Annotated in this window: 22 protein-coding genes and 1 pseudogene; 21 read left to right on the top strand and 2 right to left on the bottom strand. The window is 42.3% G+C overall.

The features are described 5' to 3' along the window. On the bottom strand, positions 1–792 hold a 792-nt coding region (locus ACWJAF_RS07720), incomplete at its 3' end, for a GntR family transcriptional regulator (protein ID WP_448863120.1). Positions 793–965: 173 nt separating this feature from the next. Between ACWJAF_RS07720 and ACWJAF_RS07715 the strand changes: the two genes are divergently transcribed. The 19 genes from ACWJAF_RS07715 (at position 966) to ACWJAF_RS07625 (ending at position 23,386) form a co-directional block, all read left to right on the top strand. Continuing rightward, positions 966–1,454 (top strand): nucleoside transporter C-terminal domain-containing protein, encoded by a 489-nt coding sequence (locus tag ACWJAF_RS07715; RefSeq protein WP_448863119.1) that lies wholly within the window; start codon positions 966–968, stop codon positions 1,452–1,454. 158 nt (positions 1,455–1,612) lie between these two features. Beyond that, the gene (locus ACWJAF_RS07710) at positions 1,613–2,617 is read left to right on the top strand and encodes a phosphopentomutase (protein ID WP_448863118.1); all 1,005 of its coding nucleotides are present in this window, start codon (positions 1,613–1,615) and stop codon (positions 2,615–2,617) included. A 165-nt stretch (positions 2,618–2,782) separates the two neighbouring features. Beyond that, entirely contained in the window at positions 2,783–3,451 is a 669-nt protein-coding gene (gene deoC, locus ACWJAF_RS07705; protein WP_055182102.1) for a deoxyribose-phosphate aldolase, read from the top strand. Between the two features lie 3 nt (positions 3,452–3,454). Next, the gene (locus ACWJAF_RS07700; protein WP_448863117.1) at positions 3,455–3,967 is read left to right on the top strand and encodes a DUF1097 domain-containing protein; all 513 of its coding nucleotides are present in this window, start codon (positions 3,455–3,457) and stop codon (positions 3,965–3,967) included. Positions 3,968–4,234: 267 nt separating this feature from the next. After that, the gene (locus tag ACWJAF_RS07695; protein ID WP_448863116.1) at positions 4,235–5,260 is read left to right on the top strand and encodes a LacI family DNA-binding transcriptional regulator; all 1,026 of its coding nucleotides are present in this window, start codon (positions 4,235–4,237) and stop codon (positions 5,258–5,260) included. A 648-nt stretch (positions 5,261–5,908) separates the two neighbouring features. Next, the gene (locus tag ACWJAF_RS07690; protein WP_022415958.1) at positions 5,909–6,913 is read left to right on the top strand and encodes a Gfo/Idh/MocA family protein; all 1,005 of its coding nucleotides are present in this window, start codon (positions 5,909–5,911) and stop codon (positions 6,911–6,913) included. Positions 6,914–7,108: 195 nt separating this feature from the next. Further along, positions 7,109–7,942, top strand: coding sequence for a sugar phosphate isomerase/epimerase family protein (locus tag ACWJAF_RS07685; protein WP_448863115.1), 834 nt, complete (start codon positions 7,109–7,111; stop codon positions 7,940–7,942). Positions 7,943–8,162: 220 nt separating this feature from the next. Continuing rightward, positions 8,163–9,059, top strand: coding sequence for a myo-inosose-2 dehydratase (gene iolE, locus ACWJAF_RS07680; RefSeq protein WP_448863114.1), 897 nt, complete (start codon positions 8,163–8,165; stop codon positions 9,057–9,059). 23 nt (positions 9,060–9,082) lie between these two features. Continuing rightward, positions 9,083–10,003 (top strand): sugar phosphate isomerase/epimerase family protein, encoded by a 921-nt coding sequence (locus tag ACWJAF_RS07675; protein WP_448863113.1) that lies wholly within the window; start codon positions 9,083–9,085, stop codon positions 10,001–10,003. A gap of 42 nt (positions 10,004–10,045) precedes the next feature. Continuing rightward, entirely contained in the window at positions 10,046–12,112 is a 2,067-nt protein-coding gene (locus ACWJAF_RS07670; RefSeq protein ID WP_448863112.1) for a glycoside-pentoside-hexuronide (GPH):cation symporter, read from the top strand. 466 nt (positions 12,113–12,578) lie between these two features. Next, the gene (iolC, locus tag ACWJAF_RS07665) at positions 12,579–13,613 is read left to right on the top strand and encodes a 5-dehydro-2-deoxygluconokinase (protein WP_296033736.1); all 1,035 of its coding nucleotides are present in this window, start codon (positions 12,579–12,581) and stop codon (positions 13,611–13,613) included. 25 nt (positions 13,614–13,638) lie between these two features. Beyond that, the gene (gene iolD, locus ACWJAF_RS07660; protein ID WP_448863111.1) at positions 13,639–15,570 is read left to right on the top strand and encodes a 3D-(3,5/4)-trihydroxycyclohexane-1,2-dione acylhydrolase (decyclizing); all 1,932 of its coding nucleotides are present in this window, start codon (positions 13,639–13,641) and stop codon (positions 15,568–15,570) included. Positions 15,571–15,690: 120 nt separating this feature from the next. Next, positions 15,691–16,476 carry a 5-deoxy-glucuronate isomerase gene (locus ACWJAF_RS07655; RefSeq protein WP_448863110.1) on the top strand — a complete coding sequence of 262 codons (786 nt, stop codon included), beginning with the start codon at positions 15,691–15,693 and terminating at the stop codon, positions 16,474–16,476. A gap of 133 nt (positions 16,477–16,609) precedes the next feature. Beyond that, a complete protein-coding gene (locus ACWJAF_RS07650; RefSeq protein ID WP_448863109.1) occupies positions 16,610–17,761 on the top strand; it encodes an iron-containing alcohol dehydrogenase in 1,152 nt (383 codons plus the stop codon). An 85-nt stretch (positions 17,762–17,846) separates the two neighbouring features. Further along, the gene (dapA, locus tag ACWJAF_RS07645) at positions 17,847–18,734 is read left to right on the top strand and encodes a 4-hydroxy-tetrahydrodipicolinate synthase (RefSeq protein WP_448863108.1); all 888 of its coding nucleotides are present in this window, start codon (positions 17,847–17,849) and stop codon (positions 18,732–18,734) included. Positions 18,735–18,746: 12 nt separating this feature from the next. Then, a complete protein-coding gene (locus tag ACWJAF_RS07640; RefSeq protein ID WP_448863107.1) occupies positions 18,747–20,054 on the top strand; it encodes an MFS transporter in 1,308 nt (435 codons plus the stop codon). After that, positions 20,008–20,868, top strand: a complete 861-nt coding sequence (locus tag ACWJAF_RS07635) for a class II fructose-bisphosphate aldolase (protein ID WP_448863106.1) — start codon at positions 20,008–20,010, stop codon at positions 20,866–20,868. The genes ACWJAF_RS07640 and ACWJAF_RS07635 overlap by 47 nt, the downstream gene beginning before the upstream one ends. Positions 20,869–21,360: 492 nt before the next feature. Beyond that, positions 21,361–21,645 (top strand): DUF2325 domain-containing protein, encoded by a 285-nt coding sequence (locus tag ACWJAF_RS07630; RefSeq protein ID WP_006428500.1) that lies wholly within the window; start codon positions 21,361–21,363, stop codon positions 21,643–21,645. A gap of 265 nt (positions 21,646–21,910) precedes the next feature. Continuing rightward, entirely contained in the window at positions 21,911–23,386 is a 1,476-nt protein-coding gene (locus ACWJAF_RS07625; protein WP_448863105.1) for a sodium-dependent transporter, read from the top strand. 93 nt (positions 23,387–23,479) lie between these two features. On the opposite strand, the gene ACWJAF_RS07620 is transcribed toward ACWJAF_RS07625, so the two are convergent. Next, entirely contained in the window at positions 23,480–24,004 is a 525-nt protein-coding gene (locus ACWJAF_RS07620; RefSeq protein ID WP_296093689.1) for an ECF transporter S component, read from the bottom strand. Positions 24,005–24,121: 117 nt separating this feature from the next. Between ACWJAF_RS07620 and ACWJAF_RS07615 the strand changes: the two genes are divergently transcribed. Both ACWJAF_RS07615 and ACWJAF_RS07610 read left to right on the top strand, forming a co-directional pair. Beyond that, complete coding sequence (locus ACWJAF_RS07615; RefSeq protein ID WP_448863104.1) at positions 24,122–24,289, top strand: hypothetical protein; 168 nt, start codon at positions 24,122–24,124, stop codon at positions 24,287–24,289. Between the two features lie 19 nt (positions 24,290–24,308). Then, a pseudogene (locus ACWJAF_RS07610) lies at positions 24,309–25,286 on the top strand (aldose 1-epimerase family protein). Positions 25,287–25,308: the final 22 nt, after the last annotated feature.

Raw genomic sequence — 25,308 nt, 5'->3', positions numbered from 1 at the left:
TAATTCGAATAATTCCGCCGGTATATAATGCTTACTAACCACCAAAATCTCATCATCCTCATCACACACATTTTCCTGCGTAAGTAAAAAAGAATCATGACTGGAAAGCTTATAATTCTTCGCAGAAAAATTACCGGCCGTAGAATATGTAATACTACGGCTGCAGTGGTGGCCAGGCTGATAGCACTCATGTTCTAGAAATTCCAATAAAGCATCCGTACTGTTCAGATCAATATGCAGTCGTCCGACTAACTCAATTGGCATAAAACTCAGGGAATATGCAACGGTATGTCCTTCGTGTTTGTACCAGCGGTCTACAATGACAACGGCGGCGGTATAATGCTCGAAGTTGTCTAGAATAGATTTTGATGGAGGCTCGATCCGAAATTCCAATTCTACGCTGTCGAGTTCCTCCTGGCAGTAGTCGTAGATGGGATGCTGTATTGATACATCAGAATCCGATGGTTCACTGACGGCATCTGTATCTGGATTTGCAGAACCTGAAGAAGTCCCGGATTTTGCGGATTTAGGCCCCTTGGTTCTGGCCGGCTTTGGTGTACGTACGAAATGTCCGACACCTTGTACATCTTTGATCAGTCCGTCTTCTCTTAATAAAGTAAGAGCTTTACGCAGTGTCATACGGCTGACATTCATAGTTGTAGAAAGTGTTGTCTCTGATGGAAGCTGGGAACCAGGTTCGTAGGTTCCGTTTTGGATCAATTCATATAATTCATCATATATTTTTACATGTTTCAATTTCTTTACTTTAGACTTGTCTACTTTGTTTTCCATAAATTCATTTACTCCTGTATACTAAAAATATAGAAATAGAAGGGGAATAAGATTAAAATGGCGTATTTACACTATTCTGTTCCGCTTTCGTTATTCGGCGTGTCAATAAGTATAAAGTGCGCGTATAGTTGAATATTCAAAGGAATTCTTAGCATTCATATGATAACGCCAACGTGATCGACGCGATCGCAGAAGGTGTCGGAACAGGTATGCAGATGGTAATCGCTATTGCTGCATCTCTGGTAGGTATCATCGGTATCGTTGCAGTGATCAACATGATTCTTGGATTTGCCGGAATCAGCCTGGAGCAGATTTTCTCCTATGTATTCGCACCGTTTGGTTTCCTGATGGGACTTGATACCAATCAGGTACTGATGGAAGGCGCATTCCTTGGAAACAAACTGATCGTAAATGAGTTCGTTGCTTTCCAGGATCTGGGAAAAATCTTATCAACATTAGACTACAGAACAGGAATTGTATGCTCAATCTCCCTGTGTGGATTCGCAAACCTTTCAAGCCTTGGTATCTGTGTATCCGGTATTGCAGTACTCTGTCCGGAAAAGAAGAGCACTCTTTCAAGACTGGTATTCAGAGCAATGCTTGGTGGTGTATTTGTAAGTATCTTAAGTGCAATGATCGTAGGACTGATCACTCTGTTCTAATATATAAGATATGAGATCAATTATAAGATTAATGTTAAGGCTGAGATTAAGAATAATTGAAAATGTATAATGAAAGCAGATAGAGAATTCTGGAACAGGAATGCAAATACGTTTCTGTTCCAGATATTTGACATACAAGAATTAAGAAGGTGTATAATATGAACGAAAAGAAATATAAAAGAATATTTACCGTAGTCATAGATTCACTCGGCGCCGGCGAAATGCCGGACGCCGCTTCTTATGGTGATGCAGGGACAGATACCCTGGGACATATTGCGGCAAATGTAGATGAACTTAAGATTCCAAACCTGCAGAAGCTTGGAATGGCGAGTCTGAAAAACCTTTCCGGAATTGAACCAGCAGAAAAGCCACTGGCTTATTATGGAAAATTAAGAGAAGCAAGTAACGGAAAAGACACAATGACCGGACACTGGGAGATGATGGGACTTCATATTACCACTCCGTTCAAGACATTTACAGAGACAGGATTTCCAAAGGAATTGATCGATGAACTGTCTGAGAGAACCGGCCGTACGATCATTGGAAATAAGAGTGCCAGCGGAACTGAGATTCTGGACGAACTGGCAGAAGAAGAAATCGCAACCGGCCATATGATCGTCTACACATCGGCAGACTCTGTACTTCAGATCTGTGGAAATGAAGAGACATTTGGTCTGGATGTCATTTCTGTTGGTAAAATCTTCGATATTTTCGATGGAGAGGGAATTACAGAGTCAAATAAATCCAAGAGTTCCGTACACGGAATGGAGCAGACGATCGAGATCGCAAAGAGAGATTTTGAAGGATTCTGCTTTGTCAATCTGGTAGACTTTGATGCTCTGTGGGGACACAGAAGAGATGTCAAAGGATATGCACAGGAGCTTGAAAAGTTTGATGTCAAACTTGGCGAATTATTAGGTGAACTGAAGGAAGACGACCTTCTGATCATTACCGCTGATCATGGAAATGATCCGACACATACCGGAACCGACCACACAAGAGAAAAGGTGCCGATCCTTGCGTATTCTCCGTCTATGAAAGAAGCAGGAGAACTTGAGGAAGCAGACACATTTGCCATTATCGGAGCAACAATCGCAGACAACTTCGGTGTTGGGATGCCGGAAGGAACGATCGGACATTCGATCCTGGACAAGTTGAACTAAAAAAGTTGAACTAAACAAGCTGAATGAAACAAACGGATCAGACAAACTGAAAATTAATAAACCTATCACAACGAATGAATATTTATGATTACAACCATTGCGGAAATGTATTTTCCGATGGCTGTAGTCATAAAGCAATGTATGAAAAAAGAAAGGCAAGAGATTATGAATACAAGTGAAGTTTTAAAAATTGTTGACCACACATTATTAACACAGACAGCTACATGGGAAGACATCAAGACAATTCTTGATGACGGAATCAAATACGAAACAGCTTCTGCATGCATCCCGGCTGCATACGTAAAACAGGCAGCTGAATATGTAGAGGGAAAACTTCCGATCTGTACAGTTATCGGATTCCCGAACGGATACAGCACAACCGCAACAAAAGTATTCGAGACAAAAGATGCAATCGCTAACGGAGCATCTGAGATTGACATGGTAATTAACATCGGATTCTTAAAAGACGGAAGATACGATGAAGTAGAAGAAGAAATTCGCCAGATCCATGAAGCATGCGATGGAAAGATCTTAAAAGTCATCATCGAGACCTGCCTTCTGACAGAAGAAGAGAAGATCAAAATGTGTGAGATCGTAACAAAAGCCGGAGCAGAATTCATTAAGACTTCTACAGGATTCTCCACAGCCGGAGCAACATTCGAAGATGTAAAACTGATGCATGATCATGTTGGAGAAGGTGTGAAGGTAAAAGCGGCAGGCGGAATCAGCTCATTCGACGACGCTGAGAAATTCATGAGCCTTGGAGCAGACAGACTTGGAACAAGCCGTCTGGTAAAGATCATGAAAAATACAGATAACGGTGCAGGATACTAAGATATGAGTTCTTTGTGTGCATTAGGCATTGTAACAGCAGTCCTCTGTGGTATCTGGTCTTATCTTGCAGGAATCGCCGGACTGATCGGCTGGGCCGGATTTGCAGGATGCACTACCTACTTTGCCTGTGGCAAACATGGCATGAGTGGGGTGAAAAAGACCGTTGTTACAAATCTTGCAGGTGTCGTATGTGGGATGACGATCATTACACTGAGTAAGTTTAGTCCGGTGTTCGGCAACCTTGGAATCTGGTGCGGGATCATTACATTTGTGATGTGCATCATTGCAAAATCCGAGTGGTTTGATTTCTGCCCGGGAACATTCATGGGATGTTTTACAACATTCGCAGCGGATGGGAACTGGAGTGTGCTGGCGATATCGCTGGTGATCGGAGCATTCTTAGGACTTGCCTGTGAGTATGGAGGGAACTGGCTGTATCAGGCAGTGACTGAGAAAAAAGAATGTGATACATATATGGGAGAAAATGTATTGCAGGAGAAGAAAGAGATTGAATAATTTTCATATCCTTGGAAAATCTTGAATTACAAGGTTTTTCAGGGATTTTTCTTTTTAGTAGATATAAATAAAGGAGCCGAAAAATGGAACTATAAATAATATTAATAAAAAAGTAAAAGAAGATATAAACAGGACAAAATAAAATACAACAATCCGAGCCGGAATTCAAAATTATTGTTTTTGAATAAAATTACTTGCTTAATATCCGTCAGATGATATAATGAGAAAAAAGCGTGCACGCAAACGCAAAAAGCGGAGGAACAAGTTATGGGAGTGACATTACAGCAAATTGCCGAAGCTGCCGGAGTGTCCAGAGGAACAGTAGACCGGGCACTGAATGACCGTGGAAGGATCAAACCGGAAGTGGCGGAAAAGATAAAAAAGATAGCAGAAGAGATGGGCTACCAGCCGAACCGTGCAGGAAGGGCACTTGCCATGGCAAAGCAGTACGTGCGGATCGGTGTGATATTACAGTCGGCAGATACGCCATTTATGAAGAAAGTGTTGAACGGAATTGAAGATGCCAAAGTAGAAGTTGAACGTATGGGAATCGAAGTCATGGTGAAAAAACTGAACGGGATTGATTCCGTGAAGGTTATGGACACAATGAAAAAAATGCGTGCGTCCGGATGTAAGGGGATTGCAATGGTTCCGGTAGAAGATGAAGAATTGAAGAAGCTCATTCATGAATTTGTAGAAGAAGGAATACCGGTTGTGACCTTCAACTCTGATTTGGAAGATTCCGACAGACTCTGTTTTGTAGGGCAGAATGCGCTGCAGAGTGGTAAGGTGGCAGCAGGATTGATGGCAGAAATCCTTCCTAAGGGAGCGAAAGTGCAGGTAATCTCGGGATATCCGTCTAATCAGTCGCACAGGAACAGGAGCAAGGGATTCATCAGTGAACTTAATGCAGTCCGGAAGGATGTAGAGGTTCTGGATATCCAGTATGCTTATGATGACAGTAAGATTGCCGGAAAAATCACGGAGGAAATGTTAAAGCTGCATTCAGATCTGCGTGGTGTATATCTGGCAGCTTCTGGTACGGAGGGTGTATGCAAGGTATTGAAGAACAAGAGCCTGGTAGGGAAAGTAAAAGTCATCTCCAATGACCTGACAACCCGGAATGAACAGGAATTAAGGCGTGGACTGATCCAGTTCCTGCTTGGACAGAATGCATATGTACAGGGGTATTCTCCGGTGATGATTTTATTTGACAAATTATTTGACGGAAAAGAGCCGGAAGAAGAGTATCAGTATACAGAGATTGTGATTAAGACAAAATACAATTTGTAAATATAATATGAGCGTAAAAGGATGAAACGTTATACTAAAAATCGCCTTTCCGTGATAATAGAGTTGTTCAGGCACTATTGCGGAAAGGCAATTTTATGACAAATAAGAATAACGATTTAGTTCGCACAAAATGGATGTACGAATAACAATCGTATTCACTTCAAAGTATAAACAAAAACTCATTTATAATCAATTACAAGTTTGATATAAGACAATAAAACCAGACCTGATTGGAGAAAATTAACAAAAATAATGTGCAGAGTGCAGAATCAGACGAAAGCCGGAACAGCACTTTGCACATTTTTCTTGTTTAATCTTTATCAATTTGTGATTCTTCATAAAAATTCTGGCTTTAATTTAGCTATTTTGGATATTGCGTTCACGTGCACGCAATGATAAGATACAGGTACAGACAAGGAAATACAGAAAAGCAAAAGAACAAGAAAAACAAAAGCCGGCAGTAAAAAGGTTCAGTAAAAAGTTTAGGATAAAAGAGAACTACTGGACGAAATAAGAAACAAAAAGTAAGAAGCAAACAAAAACTCAAAACTAAAAAACAAACAAGCAAACAAAAACTCAAAATCAAAAACAACGATCTGAAGTAGAAAGTTCAGAATCACGAAATGAAAAGAAAGGTGGAAAAAAATTATGTTAAACGTAGGAGTAATCGGATGTGGCGGAATGGGAAGAGATCATATCAAGAGAATCACAGAGAGAACACAGGGAGCGCAGGTAGTTGCAGTATCTGATGTATTCGAAGAAGGCGCTAAGAAAGCAGCCGAGATCGCAGGCGGCGCAAAAGTATACACAAACGGCAAAGACCTGATCAATGATCCTGAAGTAGATGCAGTACTGATCGTATCACCTGGATTCGCACATGTAGATGACCTGTTAGAGGCAATCAAAGTTGGAAAAAGAGTCTTCTGTGAGAAACCGCTTTGTACAACAGCCGATGACTGCAAGAAAGTTATGGAAGCTGAAGAAGCAGCAGGAAAACATCTGATCCAGCTGGGATTCATGAGACGTTATCACAAAGGATACAACCAGATCAAAGATGCGATTGCAACAGGAGAATACGGAGAACCGTTGATGATGCACTGCACACACCGTAATCCGGAAGTTGGAACCAACTACAACACACCAATGGCAGTACATGACACAGTCATCCATGAGATCGATCTCTGCCACTGGCTGGTAAATGATGATTATGAAAGCGTACAGGTTATCATGCCAAAGGTTACAAAATATTCTCACTCAGAACTGAAGGATCCACAGATCATGCTGATGCGTACAAAGAGTGGTATCTGCATCGACGTAGAATGCTTCGTAAACTGCAAGTTCGGTTATGATATCAACTGTGAAGTTGTATGCGAAGACGGCGCACTTAAGATGGGAACTCCAATGGCACCTTCTATCAGAAAGAACGCACAGTGCTCTACGGAAATTACAACAGACTGCTTCGTATTATTCAAAGATGCATACGACGCAGAGATCCAGAACTGGGTTGACTGTGCAGAAAAAGGTGTGATTGAAGGACCTACAACATGGGACGGATATCTTGCAGCAGTTACAGCAGATGCGCTGGTAAAAGCTCAGGAGACAGGAAATATCGAAAAAGTTGTAACAGTTGAGAAACCTGAATTCTATAAATAAAATTATAAGAAATATATTTTTTTGAAGAATGCGTACACGTGCACATAAAAAGTCAGGAACATAGACAAATTTATTTAGAAGATAGAGAATAGATGACTGACTACAAAAATATAGGAATCAGATAATAGCATGGATTGCAAAAGCGATACCATGAAAAGAAAATGAAAAGTCGTAAGAGACAGGAGGATATAGAAAATGAAAATCGGATTTAACGAAGCAACAGCTCTGGAATGCAAGGGACAGTCACTGATGGCAGACCTGGAAGCATGTGAAAAATATGGATTTGATTATATCGAGATCCGTTTTGACTGCGTAAAAGATTACCTGAAAGAACATACATTAGAAGAACTCGCTGACTGGTTCAAGAACCATCATCTGAAACCATGGGCTTACAATACACTGATCTTCTTCAACCAGAGAGACGAAGCTGGAGTAAAAGAGATCGACGAAGAGACAGATTTTATCATTAAAGTATGTGAAGCAATCGGAATGAAGATGCTGATCACAGTACCAAGCTTTGATGTAAAGGACAAATCTGTATCAGAGATCAAAGAAGAAGCAGTAGAAAGACTCCGTTATCTTTCAGATAAAGTTGGAAAAGACATCAAGATTTCCCTGGAGTTCTGTGGAGCACCAAACTGTTCAATTAACCAGTTCGGAACAGCATACGATGTTGTAAAGGCTGTTGACAGAGACAATGTCGGAATCACAGTAGATACCTTCCATTTCCATGAGATGTGCTCAAAGTTGGAAGACTTAAAAGCAGCAGATGGCAATAAGATCTTTGCTTATCATCTGAATGACTGTGAAGATCTCCCACTTGGATCATGCGGAGATGACAAGAGACTGTGGCCTGGAGAGGGAGTAGTTGACCATGCAGGAATCGCAGGGGCATTAAAAGAGATCGGATTCGACGGCGTATGCACGATCGAAGAATTCCGTCCGGAATATTATGCAATGTCTCACGATGAGAATGTGAAGAAAGCTGCAGAAGTGACAAGAGATTTTGTAGAAAAATATTTTGCATAATAAGCATAAGATTACATAGTTATATTTCCAATTATGCTGCTGTCCACGTGAATGTGGGAACAGTAGAAATACATATTCACCTTACGGCTGCCGCGTTAAAAAGCGGCAGCCATTGTAAAAAACAGACAAATGTTAAAAAGTTATCAGAAAAAAAGAGCCGGTATAGAAATGTTACTGATGGAACAGTAACGAATAAGATGCCGGAAGGAGGATTTAAGATATGTTAAATAAAGAAAAAGTATCTTTAGGAATTGCACCAATCGGCTGGACCAATGATGATATGCCGGATCTTGGAAAAGAGAATACATTTGAACAGACAGTCAGTGAGATGGCACTTGCAGGATTCACAGGATCAGAAGTAGGAAGCCATTATCCAACAGACCCGGAAGTATTGAAAAAAGCACTGGATCTCAGAGGAATGACCATCTGTAACCAGTGGTTCTCCTCATTCCTGATCAGTCGTCCATATGAAGAGACAGAAGCCGCATTTATCGAACAGTGCGATTTTCTGAAAAAAGTCGGAGCAAAATGCATCGGCGTATCCGAGCAGAGCTACAGCATTCAGGGAAAACTCGACCATCCAATCCAGGAAGGCAAATATGTGATGAACGATGAGGAATGGGACAAGCTTGTGACAGGTCTTAATAAACTTGGACAGATCGCAAAAGACAAAGGAATGGTACTGACATTCCACCATCATATGGGAACCGTGGTTCAGACAGAAGAAGAGATCGACCGCTTTATGGAGTCGGTTGATCCGGATCTGGTATACCTGTTATTCGACAGCGGACACCTCTCATTTGCAGGAATTGATCCTGAAAAAGTGCTGAGAAAATATGTAGACCGTGTGCGCCATGTACATTTGAAAGATCTCAGAAAAGATGTCGTGGAGAAATCAAGAAAAGAAAAATGGAGTTTCTTAAAGGGCGTAAGAGAAGGTACATTTACCGTACCAGGTGACGGGGATGTAGATTTCGGACCAATCTTTCAGATCTTAGAAGAAGCAGATTATGAAGGCTGGGTAGTGGTAGAAGCAGAACAGGATCCGGCAAAAGCCAATCCACTCGAATATGCAATGAAGGCAAGAAAATATATTGCAGAAAAGACCGGTTTGTAAGAAAATGAAAGGAGCAAAACATTATGAAAATAGCATTTGATGTAGATGTACTGGCAAAGCAGTCTATGGATATCAACTGGATGGTTCACCAGGTGGCTGACTGGGGTTATAAATATATCGAACAGTCCCCACATCCAAGAATCAATCCATTTTACAAACATCCACTGTTCTCCAAAGAATGTGAGATGGAATACAGAAAAGCATTGAAAGAGACAGGTGTAGAGATATCGTCATTCATCGTTGTATACCGCTGGTCAGGACCGACAGAAGAACAGCGTCAGTTTGCAGTTGCCAACTGGAAACGGATGATCGAGATTGCAGCAGATATGGGGGTATCGGTCATCAATACAGAATTATCCGGAGATCCGAACCAGCAGGAAATCTGTAATGGCATGTGGTTTAAATCCATGGAAGAACTGCTTCCAATCATTGAGAAGAATAAGATCCGTGTAGAGATCCAGTCTCATCCATATGATTTCTGTGAGCTGAATAACGAGACATGCGATATGGTCAAATCTTTCCGTTCGCCATATCTTGGATACGTATATTCTTCACCACACGGATTCTTCTATGATGAAGGAAAAGGGGATGTCCGCTCGATGTTAAAATATGCAGGCGACGAGCTGACACATGTGTTATTTGCAGATACATACAATCAGACACTGGACTGCCGTTACATTGCCAATCCGCCATGGTTAAATGGAAGAGGAAAAGCAGATGTGACCATACACCAGCATCTCGCTATGGGAGAAGGAGATGTGGATTTTGACGGAATCTTCGAGACTTTAAGAGAAATGGATTTTGCTAACAGACAGTTAAAACCGGATGCACCAAAAGCCGGTGGGGATAACATTGCCTGTGTATCGATGTTCGGATTCCCTGAGAAGATGGACAAACAGGCGCCGGAGGCGAGAGAGCGGATCGAAAGAGAATTATTGGAATAGTTAAGGGGAGCTTTAGCTCCCCTGACAGTTGGAGGATACGATATGAAATCGGTAGCGGAAGTATTGAATTATAAGCAGAAGGGAAAGGACATGGATGAATTCATCGTCGTGCCTTTGTCGGAGAAGCTGGCATACTGCTTCGGAGACCCGGCACTTACGTTGATGTATACCATGACCTCAACGCTTCTGATCTATTTTTACACGAACGTAGTTGGAATATCGGCAGGAGCAGTCGGAATGATCATGCTGATTTCCCGTGTATTCGATGGTTTCTCGGACGTACTTATGGGAACCATCATTGACAGGACACATTCCAAATATGGAAAAGCCAGGATCTGGATCTTAAGATTGGCAGTGCCGTATGCACTTGCCGCAATCGTGTTATTTACGATGCCGGGACTTGGTCCTATCGGAAAAGTGGTCTATGCATTTGTCACTTATAATATTATGAATACGGTAGTCTATACGGCAATCAGCCAGCCGTTCCATGCACTTGGATCACTGATGAGCCGTGACAGAAGACAGAGAGATACCATTTGTAACATCCGTATGGTATTGTCCATTACCGCAAGTATGATCATCACAGCATTTACCCTGCCGCTCATCAACATCGTGGCGGGCATGATCGGAAATACACAGGCTGCATGGATCACAGTGACAGCAGTGTACGCAGTCATTTCCGTATTCGTACTTGTAAATACTTATATGACCTGTACGGAACGTGTACAGACCGCACAGAAAAGTAAAGAAGAAGATGTGCCGTTCTGGACAGCATTAAAAGCAACCGTAACCAACCGGTATTTCCTGATTGCGCTGGGACTGATGTTATTCTACACCGTATATCAGATCATCATTGGAACCGATCTGACGTATTATTGTCAGTACGTATTAGGAAATGTCAATCTTGTGACACCATTATCTGCATCAGAAAAGATCGCGACGATCGTAGGAATCGCCATGATTCCAAAACTTCTTCCGAAATACGGAAAGAGAAAACTCATCTGCGCCGGATGTCTTTTGGGAATTGCCGGACAGCTGATCTTCTTATTAAATGCAACAAGCGTATCCCTTGGAATGCTCACCTGTATCATGAGAGGATTTGGAATTGCTCCATTCTATGGAGTACAGTACTCGCTTCCAAGTGATGCCATCGAATATGGCCAGTGGAAGACTGGATACCGTATCGAAGGACTGATGTTCTCTTCTATGAGTATGGGACAGAAAGCCGGATCCGGATTCACATCCGCTATCATGGGTGCCGTTCTTTCATGGGCAGCATTTGACGGATTAAAAGAAGTACAGCCTGCATCTGCAATCCGTGCGATCAGTGTCTTCTATCTGTATGTACCGATCGCAATCTGGGCAGTTATGTTCTTACTGGCAGCATGCTATAAGCTGGATAAGCAGTATGACCAGATGATGAAAGAGCTGATCGCAAGAGAAGGCGGTGAAGCGGAAGCACCTGCAGAAGAGATCCCGAACATGACAGCAATGAGTGAGAACAAGATCAACATTGCCATCGGACGTCTCTACGGAGCAAGCGGAAGAAAGATCGCCGAAGGTCTTGCCGAAGCGCTAAAATGCCGTGTATACGACAGACAGATCATCTGCCTGCTGGCAGAAAAACTAGGCATGGAATCTCAGGATATGGATAAAGTTGTAAAATATCTGGATTCCTATAATGAAAATGAAGCATTCGCATTTTCCCCATATGCATATCCGGCAGCGGGAGTTGCCGAAGATGTGACCGATATGCGGATGTTCGAAGAACAGACCAAGATCATCCAGGCACTGGCCAAACAGGCACCGGGAGTCTTCCTCGGACGCTGTGCTAACTTCGTACTGGGCGGTCAGCCGCACAGCTACTCCTTCTTCGTATATGCAGATGATACGTACCGCGAAAAAGAAGGAAAAGAATACTACAAGGGTCAGACATTAAATGAATTAAAACTGCGCGACATCCAGAGAAATGAATATTATGAACGTTTCACAGGTATGAAACGTGACGATCCGAAGCATTATGACATGGTTGTCAATGTGTCTAAGACCGGCGTGGACGGAGCTGTGAAGATGATCCTGGATTATGTGGAGCAGAAAGAAAACGAATGATCCACGGGGATCCACGGGGACGTGAAAAATGGCTTTTTTAGTGTCCCTTATGGCTCTTTTGAAAGATATAATTCAAAGAAGTGTTACATTAATTACATTCCTGATAAACAGGATGAGTAATTAATGTAACACTTTTTATATACAAATAAAATCCTTCTGGGACACTAAAAAAGCCACTTTTTCACGTCCCCATGGCACTCCCCCATGGCACTCCCCCAAAACTCCCTTCTGAATTCAAATAATGCGTGCTAAAATGCGTGCAATACAAACTGCGATTGTGCAAAAATAACAATAACACACTACGCAAATTGTGAACAATGTGGGAAATAAAAAATAATCTAAAATCATATTGCACATCCAAAAAGTGTGTGCTAATATACAGTCAACAAATGAAACACGCAAGAAAGCACACAAATAAAACAATAAAGCACGCAAGAGCAAAAAGAAAACCAGGAGGATGTAAATTATGAAATATGTAGAATTTGACCAGACAAGACCAATGGACCTGATACTTCTCGGAAGAGTCGCAATCGACTTCAACCCGGCTTACAACGATCAGGTAAAAGAAGAATTCAAACCATTAAAGGATGTACACACATTTGAAAAATTCGTTGGAGGATCTCCGGCGAACATCGCAGTAGGTGTTACGAGACACGGATTAAAAGCAGGATTCCTCGGAAAAGTATCCGATGATCAGTTCGGTGATTATGTAACAGAATATTTTGACAAACAGGGAATTGACACATCACACATCACAAGATGTACAAACGGCGAGAAGCTTGGACTTACATTTACCGAGATGCTCTCAGAAAAAGAAAGCCACATCCTGATGTACAGAAACTGCATCGCAGACCTTCAGTTACATGTAGATGACATCGATGAAGAATACATCAAACAGTCCAAAGCAATCCTGATCTCAGGAACAGCACTTGCAGAAAGTCCTTCCAGAGAAGCAGCGATCAAAGCAGTGATGCTGGCAAAGAAGAACGATACAAAAGTTATCTTCGACATTGACTACAGAGAGTACAACTGGAAGAACAAAGATGAGATTTCCATTTACTACTCTATCGTAGCAAAGGAAGCAGACATCATCATGGGATCCAGAGAAGAATTCGACCTGACAGAGAAGCTTATCAAAGAAGGAATGACAGATGAAGAAAGCGCAAGCTTATGGCAGGGATACAACGCTAAGATCGTAGTGATCAAGCACGGAATGAAAGGATCTACCGCATATACCTGTGACGGACAGAAGTTCAGCATCAAGCCATTCCCGGTAGAAGCAAGAAAGGGATTCGGCGGAGGAGACGGATATGGTTCCGGATTCTTATATGGATTATATCAGGGATGGGAAGTAATCGACTGCCTGGAATTTGGTTCTGCAGAAGCATCCATGATGGTAAGAAGCAACAACTGTTCTGATTCCCTTCCGGGACCGGACGCAGTACATGCATTTATTAAAGAAGAAAAAGAAAAATTTGGCGAAATGATCGCAAGAGTATAGAAAAAGCAGCAGGAGGAAGAGAACGATGACAAAGACAATCCGTATGACAGTTGCACAGGCAATTGTGAAATTTCTTGATAATCAGTACGTTTCCATGGACGGGGAAGAGACAAAATTCGTAGAAGGATTCTTCACCATCTTCGGACACGGAATTGCAGTAGGACTTGGAGAAGCGCTGGATACCAATCCTGGACAGTTAAGAGTTCTTCAGGGAAGAAACGAACAGGGAATGTGCCACGTGGCAACCGCATTTGCAAAGCAGAGTAACAGAAAGAAAATCATTCCATGTGCCTCATCTGTAGGACCTGGAGCAGCCAATATGGTAACAGCCTGCGCGACAGCAACGGTGAATAACATTCCACTTCTGGTGTTCCCGGCAGATACATTTGCTTCCAGACAGCCGGATCCGGTATTACAGCAGTTAGAGCAGAGCAACAGCCTTGCAACAACAACCAATGATGCATTCAAGCCAGTGTGCAAGTACTGGGACCGCATCACAAGACCAGAGATGATCATGACAGCACTCATCAATGCCATGAGAGTTCTGACAGATCCTGCAGAGACAGGTGCCTGCTGTATCGCTCTTTGCCAGGACGTAGAAGGAGAATCTTATGATTATCCGGAATATTTCTTCCAGAAACGTGTACATAGAATCACAAGACCTGTAGCGGTAGAAGAAGAACTGGAAGATCTTGCAGAGATCATTGCAGAAGCTAAGAAGCCACTCGTGATCGTAGGTGGCGGTGTCCGTTACTCAGAAGCCGGTGAGACCGTAGAAAAGTTCTGCGAAGAATTCAAGATTCCATTTGGCGAAAGCCAGGCAGGAAAGAGTGCCTGCAAGTCCGGTCACCCTTACTGCTTAGGCGGTATCGGAGTAACAGGAACCTATGCTTCCAATATTATCGCTAAGGACGCAGATGTAGTGATTGCAATCGGATCAAGAATGTCAGACTTTACAACAAGTTCCAAGAGACTGTTCAAGAATCCGGATGTAAAATTCGTGACGATTAACAACTGCAGATTCCACGCTTACAAGATGGATGCAGTAAAAGCAGTCGGAGATGCAAAAGTTACAGTAGAAGCACTTGCAGGAAAACTTCGTGCACGTGGCTATGTATCAGCCTACAACGGAGAGATCGAAGAAGCTAAGAAGGTATGGGACGAAGAAATGGTCCGCCTGGCAGGCATTGAATATACAGGAGATGATTTCGAGCCGATCATCAAGGCAAGAGATCCAAGAACGATTCCGGAATTCGTAAAGATGACAAACGGAAAGATCACACAGACAGCAGCACTTGCAGCCATCCGCAGAGTGATCGATGAAGACGCAACGATCATTACAGCCGGCGGTTCCCTTCCAAGCTGTATGCAGAGAATGTGGACAACAGACAAACGCGGCGGCTATCATGCAGAATACGGATATTCCTGCATGGGATATGAAGTAGCAGCTACACTCGGCGTAAAATTCGCAGAACCGGATAATGAAGTATACTGCGTGGTCGGAGATTCCAGCTTCCAGATGTTACACAGCGAGATTATGACGATCATGCAGGAGAGAAAAAAAGTCAATATTCTGGTATTCGATAACTGTGGATTCGGATGTATCAACAACCTGGAAATGAATCATGGTATCGGAAGTATCGCAACAGAGTTCCGTTACACAGACGGCAAGAAGCCTTGTGGGGATCTGATCCCGGTTGACTATGCAAAGATCGGTGAAGGATACGGGCTTAAGACATACACATGTAAGACGATCGCAGAATTAGAGGTAGCACTGGAAGATGCGAAGAAGCAGGAAAAAGCCTGCTTATTCGACTTAAAGGTTATTCCAAAGACCATGACAGACGGATACGAATCATGGTGGAATGTAGGAATTGCAACGACTTCTTCTAAGGAATCTGTAAGAAAAGCTTGCGATGGTGTTCTGGAAGGCAGAAGAGAAGCAAGAGATTACTAAAAATAAGATGGCGGCGGATTGTGAAGCTGAAAATACAGACAATCCGCAGATGCGTTAAATCAGATAGAAAAATGGATATAAACAGATGGGATTCAAGATAGATTTAGGAGGCGTAAGACAGTGAGTAAGGTATTTGGTTATCCAAAATTTGATGAATATGGCGAGATGATTCTTACCACTTATGACAATGATTATAAAGCAATGATGATGGATATCCGTGTATATAGTATGAAAGCAGGATATTCCAGAACATTCAAAAGAGACGGAGAGGAGATTGCAGTTCTTCTTCTTTCAGGAAAAGTAACCTATACATGGGAAGAGAAAAAAGCAACAGTCAGCAGAAAAGATGTATTTACAGAAGGACCATGGGCACTGCATGTAAGCGGCGGCAAAGAGATCACCGTGAAAGCAGAAGAAGAGTCTGAGATTCTGGTACAGTGCACACACAATGACAAGACATTTGCAAGCAAATTATATTCACCGGACGATGCACCTTGGGGATACTCAAGCGTCGGAAAGTTCGGAAATGTGGCAAAGCGCCGTGTAAATACGATCTTCGATCATGACATCTGTCCAGAGTCCAATATGGTACTTGGAGAAGTATTAAATGACAGAGGTAACTGGTCCGGATATCTGCCACACAGACATCCACAGCCGGAGACATATCTGTTCAAGTTTGACAGACCGGAAGGATTCGGAGCAAGCTTCGTTGGAGACCAGGTATTCAAAAGTGTAGATAACAGTTTTTCTGCAATACCTGGTGGAGAGCTTCATCCACAGGCAGTGGCACCTGGATTCCAGATGTACACATGCTGGATGATCCGCCACATCGATGGCAATCCATGGCTTCAGACAGACAGATGTGAAGATGAGAGATATGTGTGGATGCATGATGCACAGTTTTAAATGTCATGCATTGGGAAGAAAGTAAACACAGTAAAAAAATATAAAAATTGACGGCAAAATGTCGGTTGGAAAATAAAAAACAGAGAAAAGAAGATAGCAAAACGCTCATTAGAGAGAAAAGGAGATAATTATTATGGCAAGAGAATTTATCGTACCTGGACAGATGATCTCAGGATCAGGCGCACTTGATATGGCACAGAATACACTTGGAACACTTGGAAAGAAAGCAATGATCGTAACAGATAAAGTAATGATCGACCTTGGAAACTGTGCAAAAGTTGAAAATGCATTAAAAAGCCAGGGCGTAGAATATACAATCTATTCAGATATCGCAGGAGAACCAACAGATGTAATGATCGAAAAAGGACTTGCACAGTACAAAGCAGAAGGATGTGATTTCCTCGTAGCACTTGGCGGAGGAAGCCCAATCGATTCCATGAAAGCAATCGGATCACTTGTAAAAAATGGCGGAAGCATTTCCAATTACATGGGTAAAGTGATTGATGTAGAGATGCCTCCGATGGTAGCTATCCCGACTACAGCAGGAACAGGATCCGAAGCTACACAGTTCACAATCATTACAGATACCAAAAAAGACATTAAGATGCTGCTGAAAGGAAAAGTGCTGATTCCTTCATTAGCTATTATAGATCCCCAATTCACTATGACTGCACCTCCGAAAATCACAGCAGCAACAGGGCTTGATGCATTGTGCCATGCAGTAGAAGCCTATACATCCAGAAAAGCACAGACATTATCGGATACTTTTGCAATGTCAGCTGTAAAAAGAATCTTCAAATTCCTTCCGGTGGCATTCCACGATGGAAAGAATGAAGAAGCAAGAGTACAGATGTCTGTAGCAGCTCTGGAAGCAGGAATTGCATTCAATAACTCATCTGTAACACTGATCCACGGAATGAGCCGTCCGATCGGAGCACTGTTCCATGTAGCACACGGACTTTCTAATGCAATGTTGATGAAAGAGTGCTTAAGCTTCGCATTAGAGGGAGCCTATGACAGATTTGCAGATCTTGGAAGAGCCATTGGTGTAGCAACACCGGAAGATTCCGATCAGGAAGCAAGCGAGAAATTCCTCGATGCAGTTGTAGCACTGACAGAAGAATTAGAGACACCGACACTTGCTGAGTTCGGAATCGACAAAGAAAAATTCTTCGAAGTAATCGAGAAAATGGCATACGACGCAATGGACAGCGGAAGCCCGCAGAATACACAGCGTGAGATCACTCAGGCAGACGTAGAACAGATGTATAAAAATCTGTGGTAAGAAATTAGAAACTTAATGCTAAGTCGGTATTATAATGCCATGCGGATTCCGTGTGGCATTTGTAACAGATAAGAGAGGTAGCAATATGGCAATATTTACAGGTGCAGGAGTGGCAATCGTTACTCCGTTCAAAGAAGATGAATCCGTCGATTATGACAGATTAGATGAATTGATTGATTTTCACTGTGAAAACGGAACAGACAGCATCGTAATCTGCGGAACCTCCGGGGAAGCAGCAACAATGACAGAGCGGGAACACATGGAATGTGTGAAATTCACAGTTGAAAGAACAAAGGGAAGAATCCCGGTTATCGCAGGAACCGGATCAAACTGTACGAAGACTGCAATGGAATTATCCAAAGAGGCAGCAGGGTATGGTGTAGATGGTGTGCTGGTTGTAACACCTTACTATAACAAAGCAACCCAGAAAGGCATGATCGCACATTTTACCCAGGTAGCAGATGCGGCGAAAGTACCGGTTGTACTTTATAACATCCCTGGAAGAACCGGATGTAAGATGGAAGCAGAGACGGTGGCTTATCTGGTGAATCATGTGGATAACATCGTTGCGATCAAAGAAGCAAGCGGAGATTTCTCTAATATTGTGAAGATGATGGACTTGACAGATGGAAAATTGGATCTGTATTCCGGAAATGATGACCAGATTGTACCTTTGATGTCACTTGGAGGAAAAGGAGTGATCTCCGTACTTTCCAATGTAGCACCGAAGGCAGCACACGATATCTGTCAGCTTTATCTGGATGGAAAGGTAAAAGAAAGTCTGGAACTGCAGTTAAAAGCCTTACCGCTGATCCATGCATTATTCTCGGAAGTGAATCCGATTCCAGTAAAGAAAGCGGTAGAATTAATGGGACTTTGCGGAGGAACCGTAAGAGCACCTCTGACAGAGCTTGAGCCGGAGCATACAGAAATCTTAAAAAGCGAGATGCAGAAGTTCGGACTTATTAATTAAGAGGAAAAAATTATGGAGTTAACAGCTACACAGAAAAGACAAAGACTACTGACGATGATATTCGGTGCCGTTGCTATCTTTTTTACCGGTTATCCTCACGTATGGTCAATATATCAGCCATACGTGATGGAACAGGCCGGATGGAGCCAGACAGCAGCATCCATGTGTTTTTACCTGGCACTGAGTACATTCGTATTTGGCAATATAATCGGTGGAAGATTACAGGATAAATATAATCCCAAGATTGTTGTATGGATTGGAGGCGGAATCTTCGCCGCCGGAATCCTGGCATCGGCATTTTTAATCGTACCTTCACCATTCCCGATGTATCTGACCTATGGTGTGATGCAGGGGTTCGGACAGGGACTCATTTATACTGTAATTATTTCGACCGTTCAGAAATGGTTCCCGGGAAGAACGGGATTTGCATCAGGTGTGGTCGTAACGGCAAACGGGCTGTGTGGATTCTTCCTGGCACCGGTCAGCAGAAGAATCCTGCAGGCAGAGGGACCGGGAAAGACATTCCTGATCATCGGCATAGCAATCACGATCTCATGGATCTTATGTGGAATCTTCTTTACCGCTCCGGATAAAGAGTGGAGAAGAAAAGCTGAACAGGCATTAAGAGAGCAAAACGTGGCAAATGGACATACAGAAGCACAGACAGAACAAAAACAGTACACATCCGCAGAGATGATGAAGACAAAGAACTTTTATCTGCTTCTTGCAACGATGCTGTTTGGATTGATTTCATACTTTCTGGTATCACCGGTATCACAGACTTACCAGATTGAACTTGGAATTCCGTCGGCAATTGCAGTCAGCGCTGTTATGATCGGTTCCATTGTAAATGCGGGAACCAGACTGGTACTCCCGACACTTTCCGATAAAGTAGGAAGAGTGGGATGTATTAAGGGCGTGTTGGCAGTATCCGTAGCAGCGATGGCAGTACTTACATTTACCAGATCATACACCGTAACCGCGGCAATCATCCTGATGTATGGATGCTATGGTGGAATCATGGGAAGCTTCCCTTCCTTTACAAGTTCGATCTTTGGAATTGAGCATACCGGAGAAAATTACGGATTCGTAATGCTTGGTATCGTGATCGCAACATGTGGTGCACCGGCGTTATCCGGATTCATTACCGGAAAAGGATACGGTATGCATGTGGTATTCGGAATGGGAATTGCATTTGCGGTAATCGCATTGATCTGTCTGACGATATTAGGACATAACTTGAAACAGGAAGAACATGGAAAGGAGCAGAACAATGGCATTAGTAACGATGAAAGAATTGCTGGAGCGTGCGAAGACTAATCACAGAGGTATCGGCGCATTCAGTGTTGGAAATATGGAGATGGTAAAAGGAGCAATTAAGGCGGCAGAAGAACTGGATACCCCGATTATCTTACAGATTGCAGAAGTAAGACTGAAACACTCTCCGCTTGCATTTATGGGACCGATGATGGTACAGGCTGCAAAAGAGGCAAAAGTGGATGTGGCAGTACATTTAGATCATGGTCTTACCATGGAGACAGTAGAAAAGGCACTGGAACTTGGATTTACCTCAGTCATGTTCGACAGCTCAACATATCCATTTGAAGAAAATATCGAACGTACCGCCAAGGTAGTAGAACTGGCAAAGAAGTACGGGGCAACCGTAGAGGCGGAACTTGGACTGGTAGGCGGAAGTGAAGACGGAAGCGAAGATCACGGAATCCGCTGCACGAATCCAGATGATGCAAAGGTGTTCGTAGAACGCACGGGAATCGATGCACTGGCAGTTGCAATCGGAAATGCACATGGCAATTATCCGGTAGCACCGAAGCTTGCATTTGATGTACTGGAGCAGATCCATGATAAGACAGGAATTCCGTTGGTTCTTCACGGAGGAAGTGGAATTACGGATGCAGATTTCCGCAAGGCAATCGAGCTTGGAATCGTGAAAGTGAATATTGCGACAGCAAGCTTTAACCGTCTGACGAAACATGCAGAAGAGTACCTGAAGTCAGAAGGAGCGCATAACTACTTTGATCTGAATGTGGCTATGGTACAGGGAACGTATGAGAATGTGAGACATCATATTGAAGTGTTTAACTGTGAGATGCCGTTGGATGAAGTAGATGAGTAAGAAAGTATACAATAGGATCTGCCGGCTGCAAAGTATGCAGATGGCAGATCCTTAGTATAGAAAAAGCAACAGTCAATATAGAAAAACCACCCCGGAACTTTGGCGAGCGATGGAGTGGTGTTTTCTTTAACCATATTTTCAAGGTCAACCCCTTGTGGGCGGTTGTTCTTTATATAATTAATATATCATATAGAGTAAGTATATTCAAGAATATTATACGAAAAAGTTATAGGATAAATGGTGGTGTTAATGTTCACACGCCCGGCAAACAGTAACAATGTTATATAAGAAACTTGGATACTGGGAGGCTGATATTGTGTCATGTGTGTTCAATGGAATTGAAGGAGTGCAGCTCGTGTGTCTTGAGAAGAAGTTGAGAAAATAAGAGGGTATATTGAGAAATGTTCTCAATATACCCTCTTCCATTTTTGGGAAATTCGTGTATTATAATAGTTAGACAAAGCTAACCGACATGCATAAAGGAGGCAGAAGATGAGTGTAGTAATTGTAGGCGGACATGACAGAATGGTTCATCAATATAAAAAAATCTGTAAAGAATATAAATGCAAAGCGAAAGTATTCACACAGATGTCAGGTAATTTAAGTGAGAAGATCGGAAGTCCGGATCTGTTGATCTTATTTACCAATACAGTATCTCATAAGATGGTGCACTGTGCAGTAACAGAAGCAGAAAAATGCAATGCACAGATCGTAAGATGCCATACAAGCAGCGGAAATGCTTTAAATGAGATTCTGCAGAATGCCTGTACAGCATAGGAAATACCGGATGAAAGTTATCTCATACCGGATGAAAGCTGTATGAAACTTCATTAGCTGATAATAGTAAAAATCATATAAAACAGAAAGAAAGACCAGGAGATGAGTAGGGTACATTTCCTGGTCTTTTCTTGTGGATACCTCTGTATGTATACTTGATCTATTTTAATCTAAGAATTCCATAATGATAGTCCTTGCGTTCGGTCGACAATATGCGATATAATATACAACGCTTGACTTAAAAAAGTAAGGAGAGGTTTATGGAATGAAGAGAGAGACATTTGGATCAAGACTGGGCTTCATCCTTGTATCCGCAGGATGTGCCGTTGGTATCGGAAATGTGTGGAAATTCCCGTATATGTGTGGACAGTTCGGTGGAGCCGCATTTATTCTGATCTATCTGGTATTCCTTTTGATCATGGGAATCCCGGTTATGGTCTGTGAATTTGGTGTCGGACGTGCCAGCAGACACAGTGTTGCAGCAGCCTATGAGACACTGGAACCGAAGGGAACAAAGTGGCATATTACAAAATGGATTGGTGTCATCGGATGTTATTTCCTGATGATGTTCTATACTACTGTCGGTGGATGGATGCTGTATTATTGTGTCAGAAGTTTCAGAGGCGATTTCGTAGGAGCTGATATGGAGACTGTTTCGGCAGGATTTAGTGATATGCTTGGCAATATGCCGCTTATGACATTCTGGACGATTTTGATTTGTATCATCGGATTCGGTGTATGTGCATTTGGTATCCAGAAAGGTATTGAGAAAGTATCAAAATTCATGATGACAGCGCTTCTGCTGATTATGATCGTACTTGCAATTCATTCGGTGATGTTAAAAGGTGCCGGAGCAGGAATCCGTTTCTATCTGATCCCTGATTTTAAACAGATGGCAGAAATCGGAATTGGAAATGTAATCTTTGGAGCGATGAGCCAGGCATTCTTTACATTATCAATTGGTATCGGAGCTATGTTGATCTTCGGAAGTTATATAGGAAAAGACCAGAGATTATTTGGTGAGGCTGTGAATATCACGGTGCTTGATACAATTGTGGCATTGATGGCCGGATTCATTATCATTCCGGCATGCTTTGCATATGGAATTGAACCGGGAGCTGGCCCGAGTCTTATATTTATCACGATCCCGAATATCTTTGCGCAGGTAGCAGGTGGACGTGTATGGGGAGGATTATTCTTCCTGTTCTTAAGCTTTGCTGCATTTACGACACTGGTAGCGGTATTTGAAAATATTATTTCTTTCGATATGGACTTGTTCAACTGGTCGAGAAAGAAGAGTACACTGGTAAGCCTGATTCTGATCATTATCTTAAGTATGCCTTGTGTCATGGGATTCAATGTATTAGCCGGATTCACACCGCTTGGAGAAGGGTCAACGATCATGGATCTTGAGGACTTCATCGTATCGAATAACCTGCTTCCACTTGGAAGTCTGGGATATGTACTGTTCTGTACGAAGAAGAATGGATGGGGATGGAGTAATTTCCTTCATGAGATCAACCAGGGAGAAGGATGGAAGTTCCCGGCAGGAATTAAGGGATATATGTCTTATGGACTTCCGCTTCTGATCGTTATCATTTATCTCAAGGGATATTATGATAAGTTCCAGCCGATGGGAACGAAGGCGCTGATTGGATGGATGATCGTGGCAATCTTGTTCCTTGCATTTGTAATTGGATGTTCCTGTGGAAAAAGCAACACTGAAAAAGTGGATAAGTAAAGTGAAAAAGTAAAAAGATGTGGAAAAGGATAAATTCTTTCAAAGCTATGGAAAGAATTTATCCTTTTTTGTTATTAAAAAAATCTTATCTAACTATTTTGATTCGTAAGCTGCCTGACGGACATCCGGAATTGCAATCAGTACCGGATATAATACAGCAGAGATTACAAGTCCGCCGATTCCCTGGATGATATTAGCAGGAATACTTGCAGCGGCACCGCTTCCATACAGGAAGAACTCACAGATGAAGTAACCTCCGGCAACGAATACGATATCTGTAACACCGCCGAGAATCACTGCGAGATAACGGTTTTTACCGGAGTGGCTCATTTTCTGATAGATCAGACCAGATACAAGTGCCACCAATCCTTTGATTACGAATGTGATCGGTACATATACGAAGTATCCGCCGATCAGATCGGAAAGTGCAGAACCGATACCTGCTGCCAGAAATCCATATCCAGGACCAAGAACAACACCGGACAGGATCACGATTGCATCACCCGGATGGATATATCCGCCGGTTCCAGGTGTCGGAATACGGATCGACATGGTTGCAACACATGCAAGAGCAGCGAATAACGCTGTCATAACGATTTTCTTTAAATTGGAATTCATAAAGTAACCCCTCTTTCTCTCTTTGTAATTGTCATTACTTTACAATAGCAGTGGCATGAGATAAAGAGCCAGTTATATGAAAATAAGGCAGACCACTTATTAAATACGCTTTATAATATGTCTGAAACTTATTCTGGCAATCGATATGCGAAAGCATTTTCAGACATGTTTTACAGCTGTGGAAAGACAGGAGAGAAGGATTATGATAATGCTTGTCAAAAAATACAAAAAATCATACTATCTGGAATTGCAGGAGAAATAAGAAAAAGCTATAATAAAGTATAAAGTAAACGACAGAATAAAGATGACAGGATGGGGAAAAAGTTGTGAAATAAGAAAGGAAGAAAATATGAAATACGAACTTGAAAATGAACAGTTACACGTAGAATTTCAATCATTTGGAGGGGCGTTAAGTTCAATTAAAGACCAGCAGGGAATCGAATTCTTATGGCAGGGAGATAAGAATTACTGGAGTGGTCAGGCACCAGTACTATTCCCAATCTGCGGAAGTATCCGTGATGATAAAGCAGTAACAAAAGACGGAAAGAATCTTACGATGCCATGACACGGCATCGTAAGAAAACGTGAATTTGAATGTGTAGAACAGACAAAAGATCAGATTACATTTGCAATCAAAAGTAATGAAGAGATGGAAGAAGCATTTCCATATCCTTTTGAGCTTCAGATCCAGTATACATTATGCGGCAGCAGGATCCGTGTGGAATATATTGTAAAAAATACTGGAAATGAGACTATGCCATTCCAGATCGGCGGACATCCGGGATTCAACTGTCCGGTATTTGAAGGGGAGTCTTATGATGATTACTGGATTGAATTTGAAGAAGAAGAGACGATAAGTGTTCCAGAGCCGGTTACGGAGACAGGACTTATTAATCTAGATAACAGAACACCATTATTAAACGGAGAGAGAAGACTTCGGTTAACGCATGAGATGTTCCACAAAGATGCAGTGATCCTGGATCAGTTGAAGTCAAAGAGCTTAAGTCTCTATTCTGAACGGCACGGAAAAGAAATCCGTATGGAATTCGGAGATTTCCCTTATCTGATCCTCTGGTCAAGTGCAAATGATGGCCCATTTATCGCAATCGAGCCATGGAGCGGATTATCAACATGTAATGATGAGAGCGACATTTTTGAAGAAAAACGTGGTGTACATATGGTAGAACCAGGAGAAGAAACGAGATATCATTTTGATGTTATGATTCTGGCAGGTTGTGCAAACGGTAAGAGTGTGGCAACTGATTTCAGACAGGATATATAGATAAAATCTTTCGATACGCCCA

It is taken from the genome of Dorea sp. (assembly GCF_977044405.1).
The sequence above is the reverse complement of the archived record's forward strand: the minus strand, read 5'-3'. Positions and strand labels throughout refer to the sequence as shown.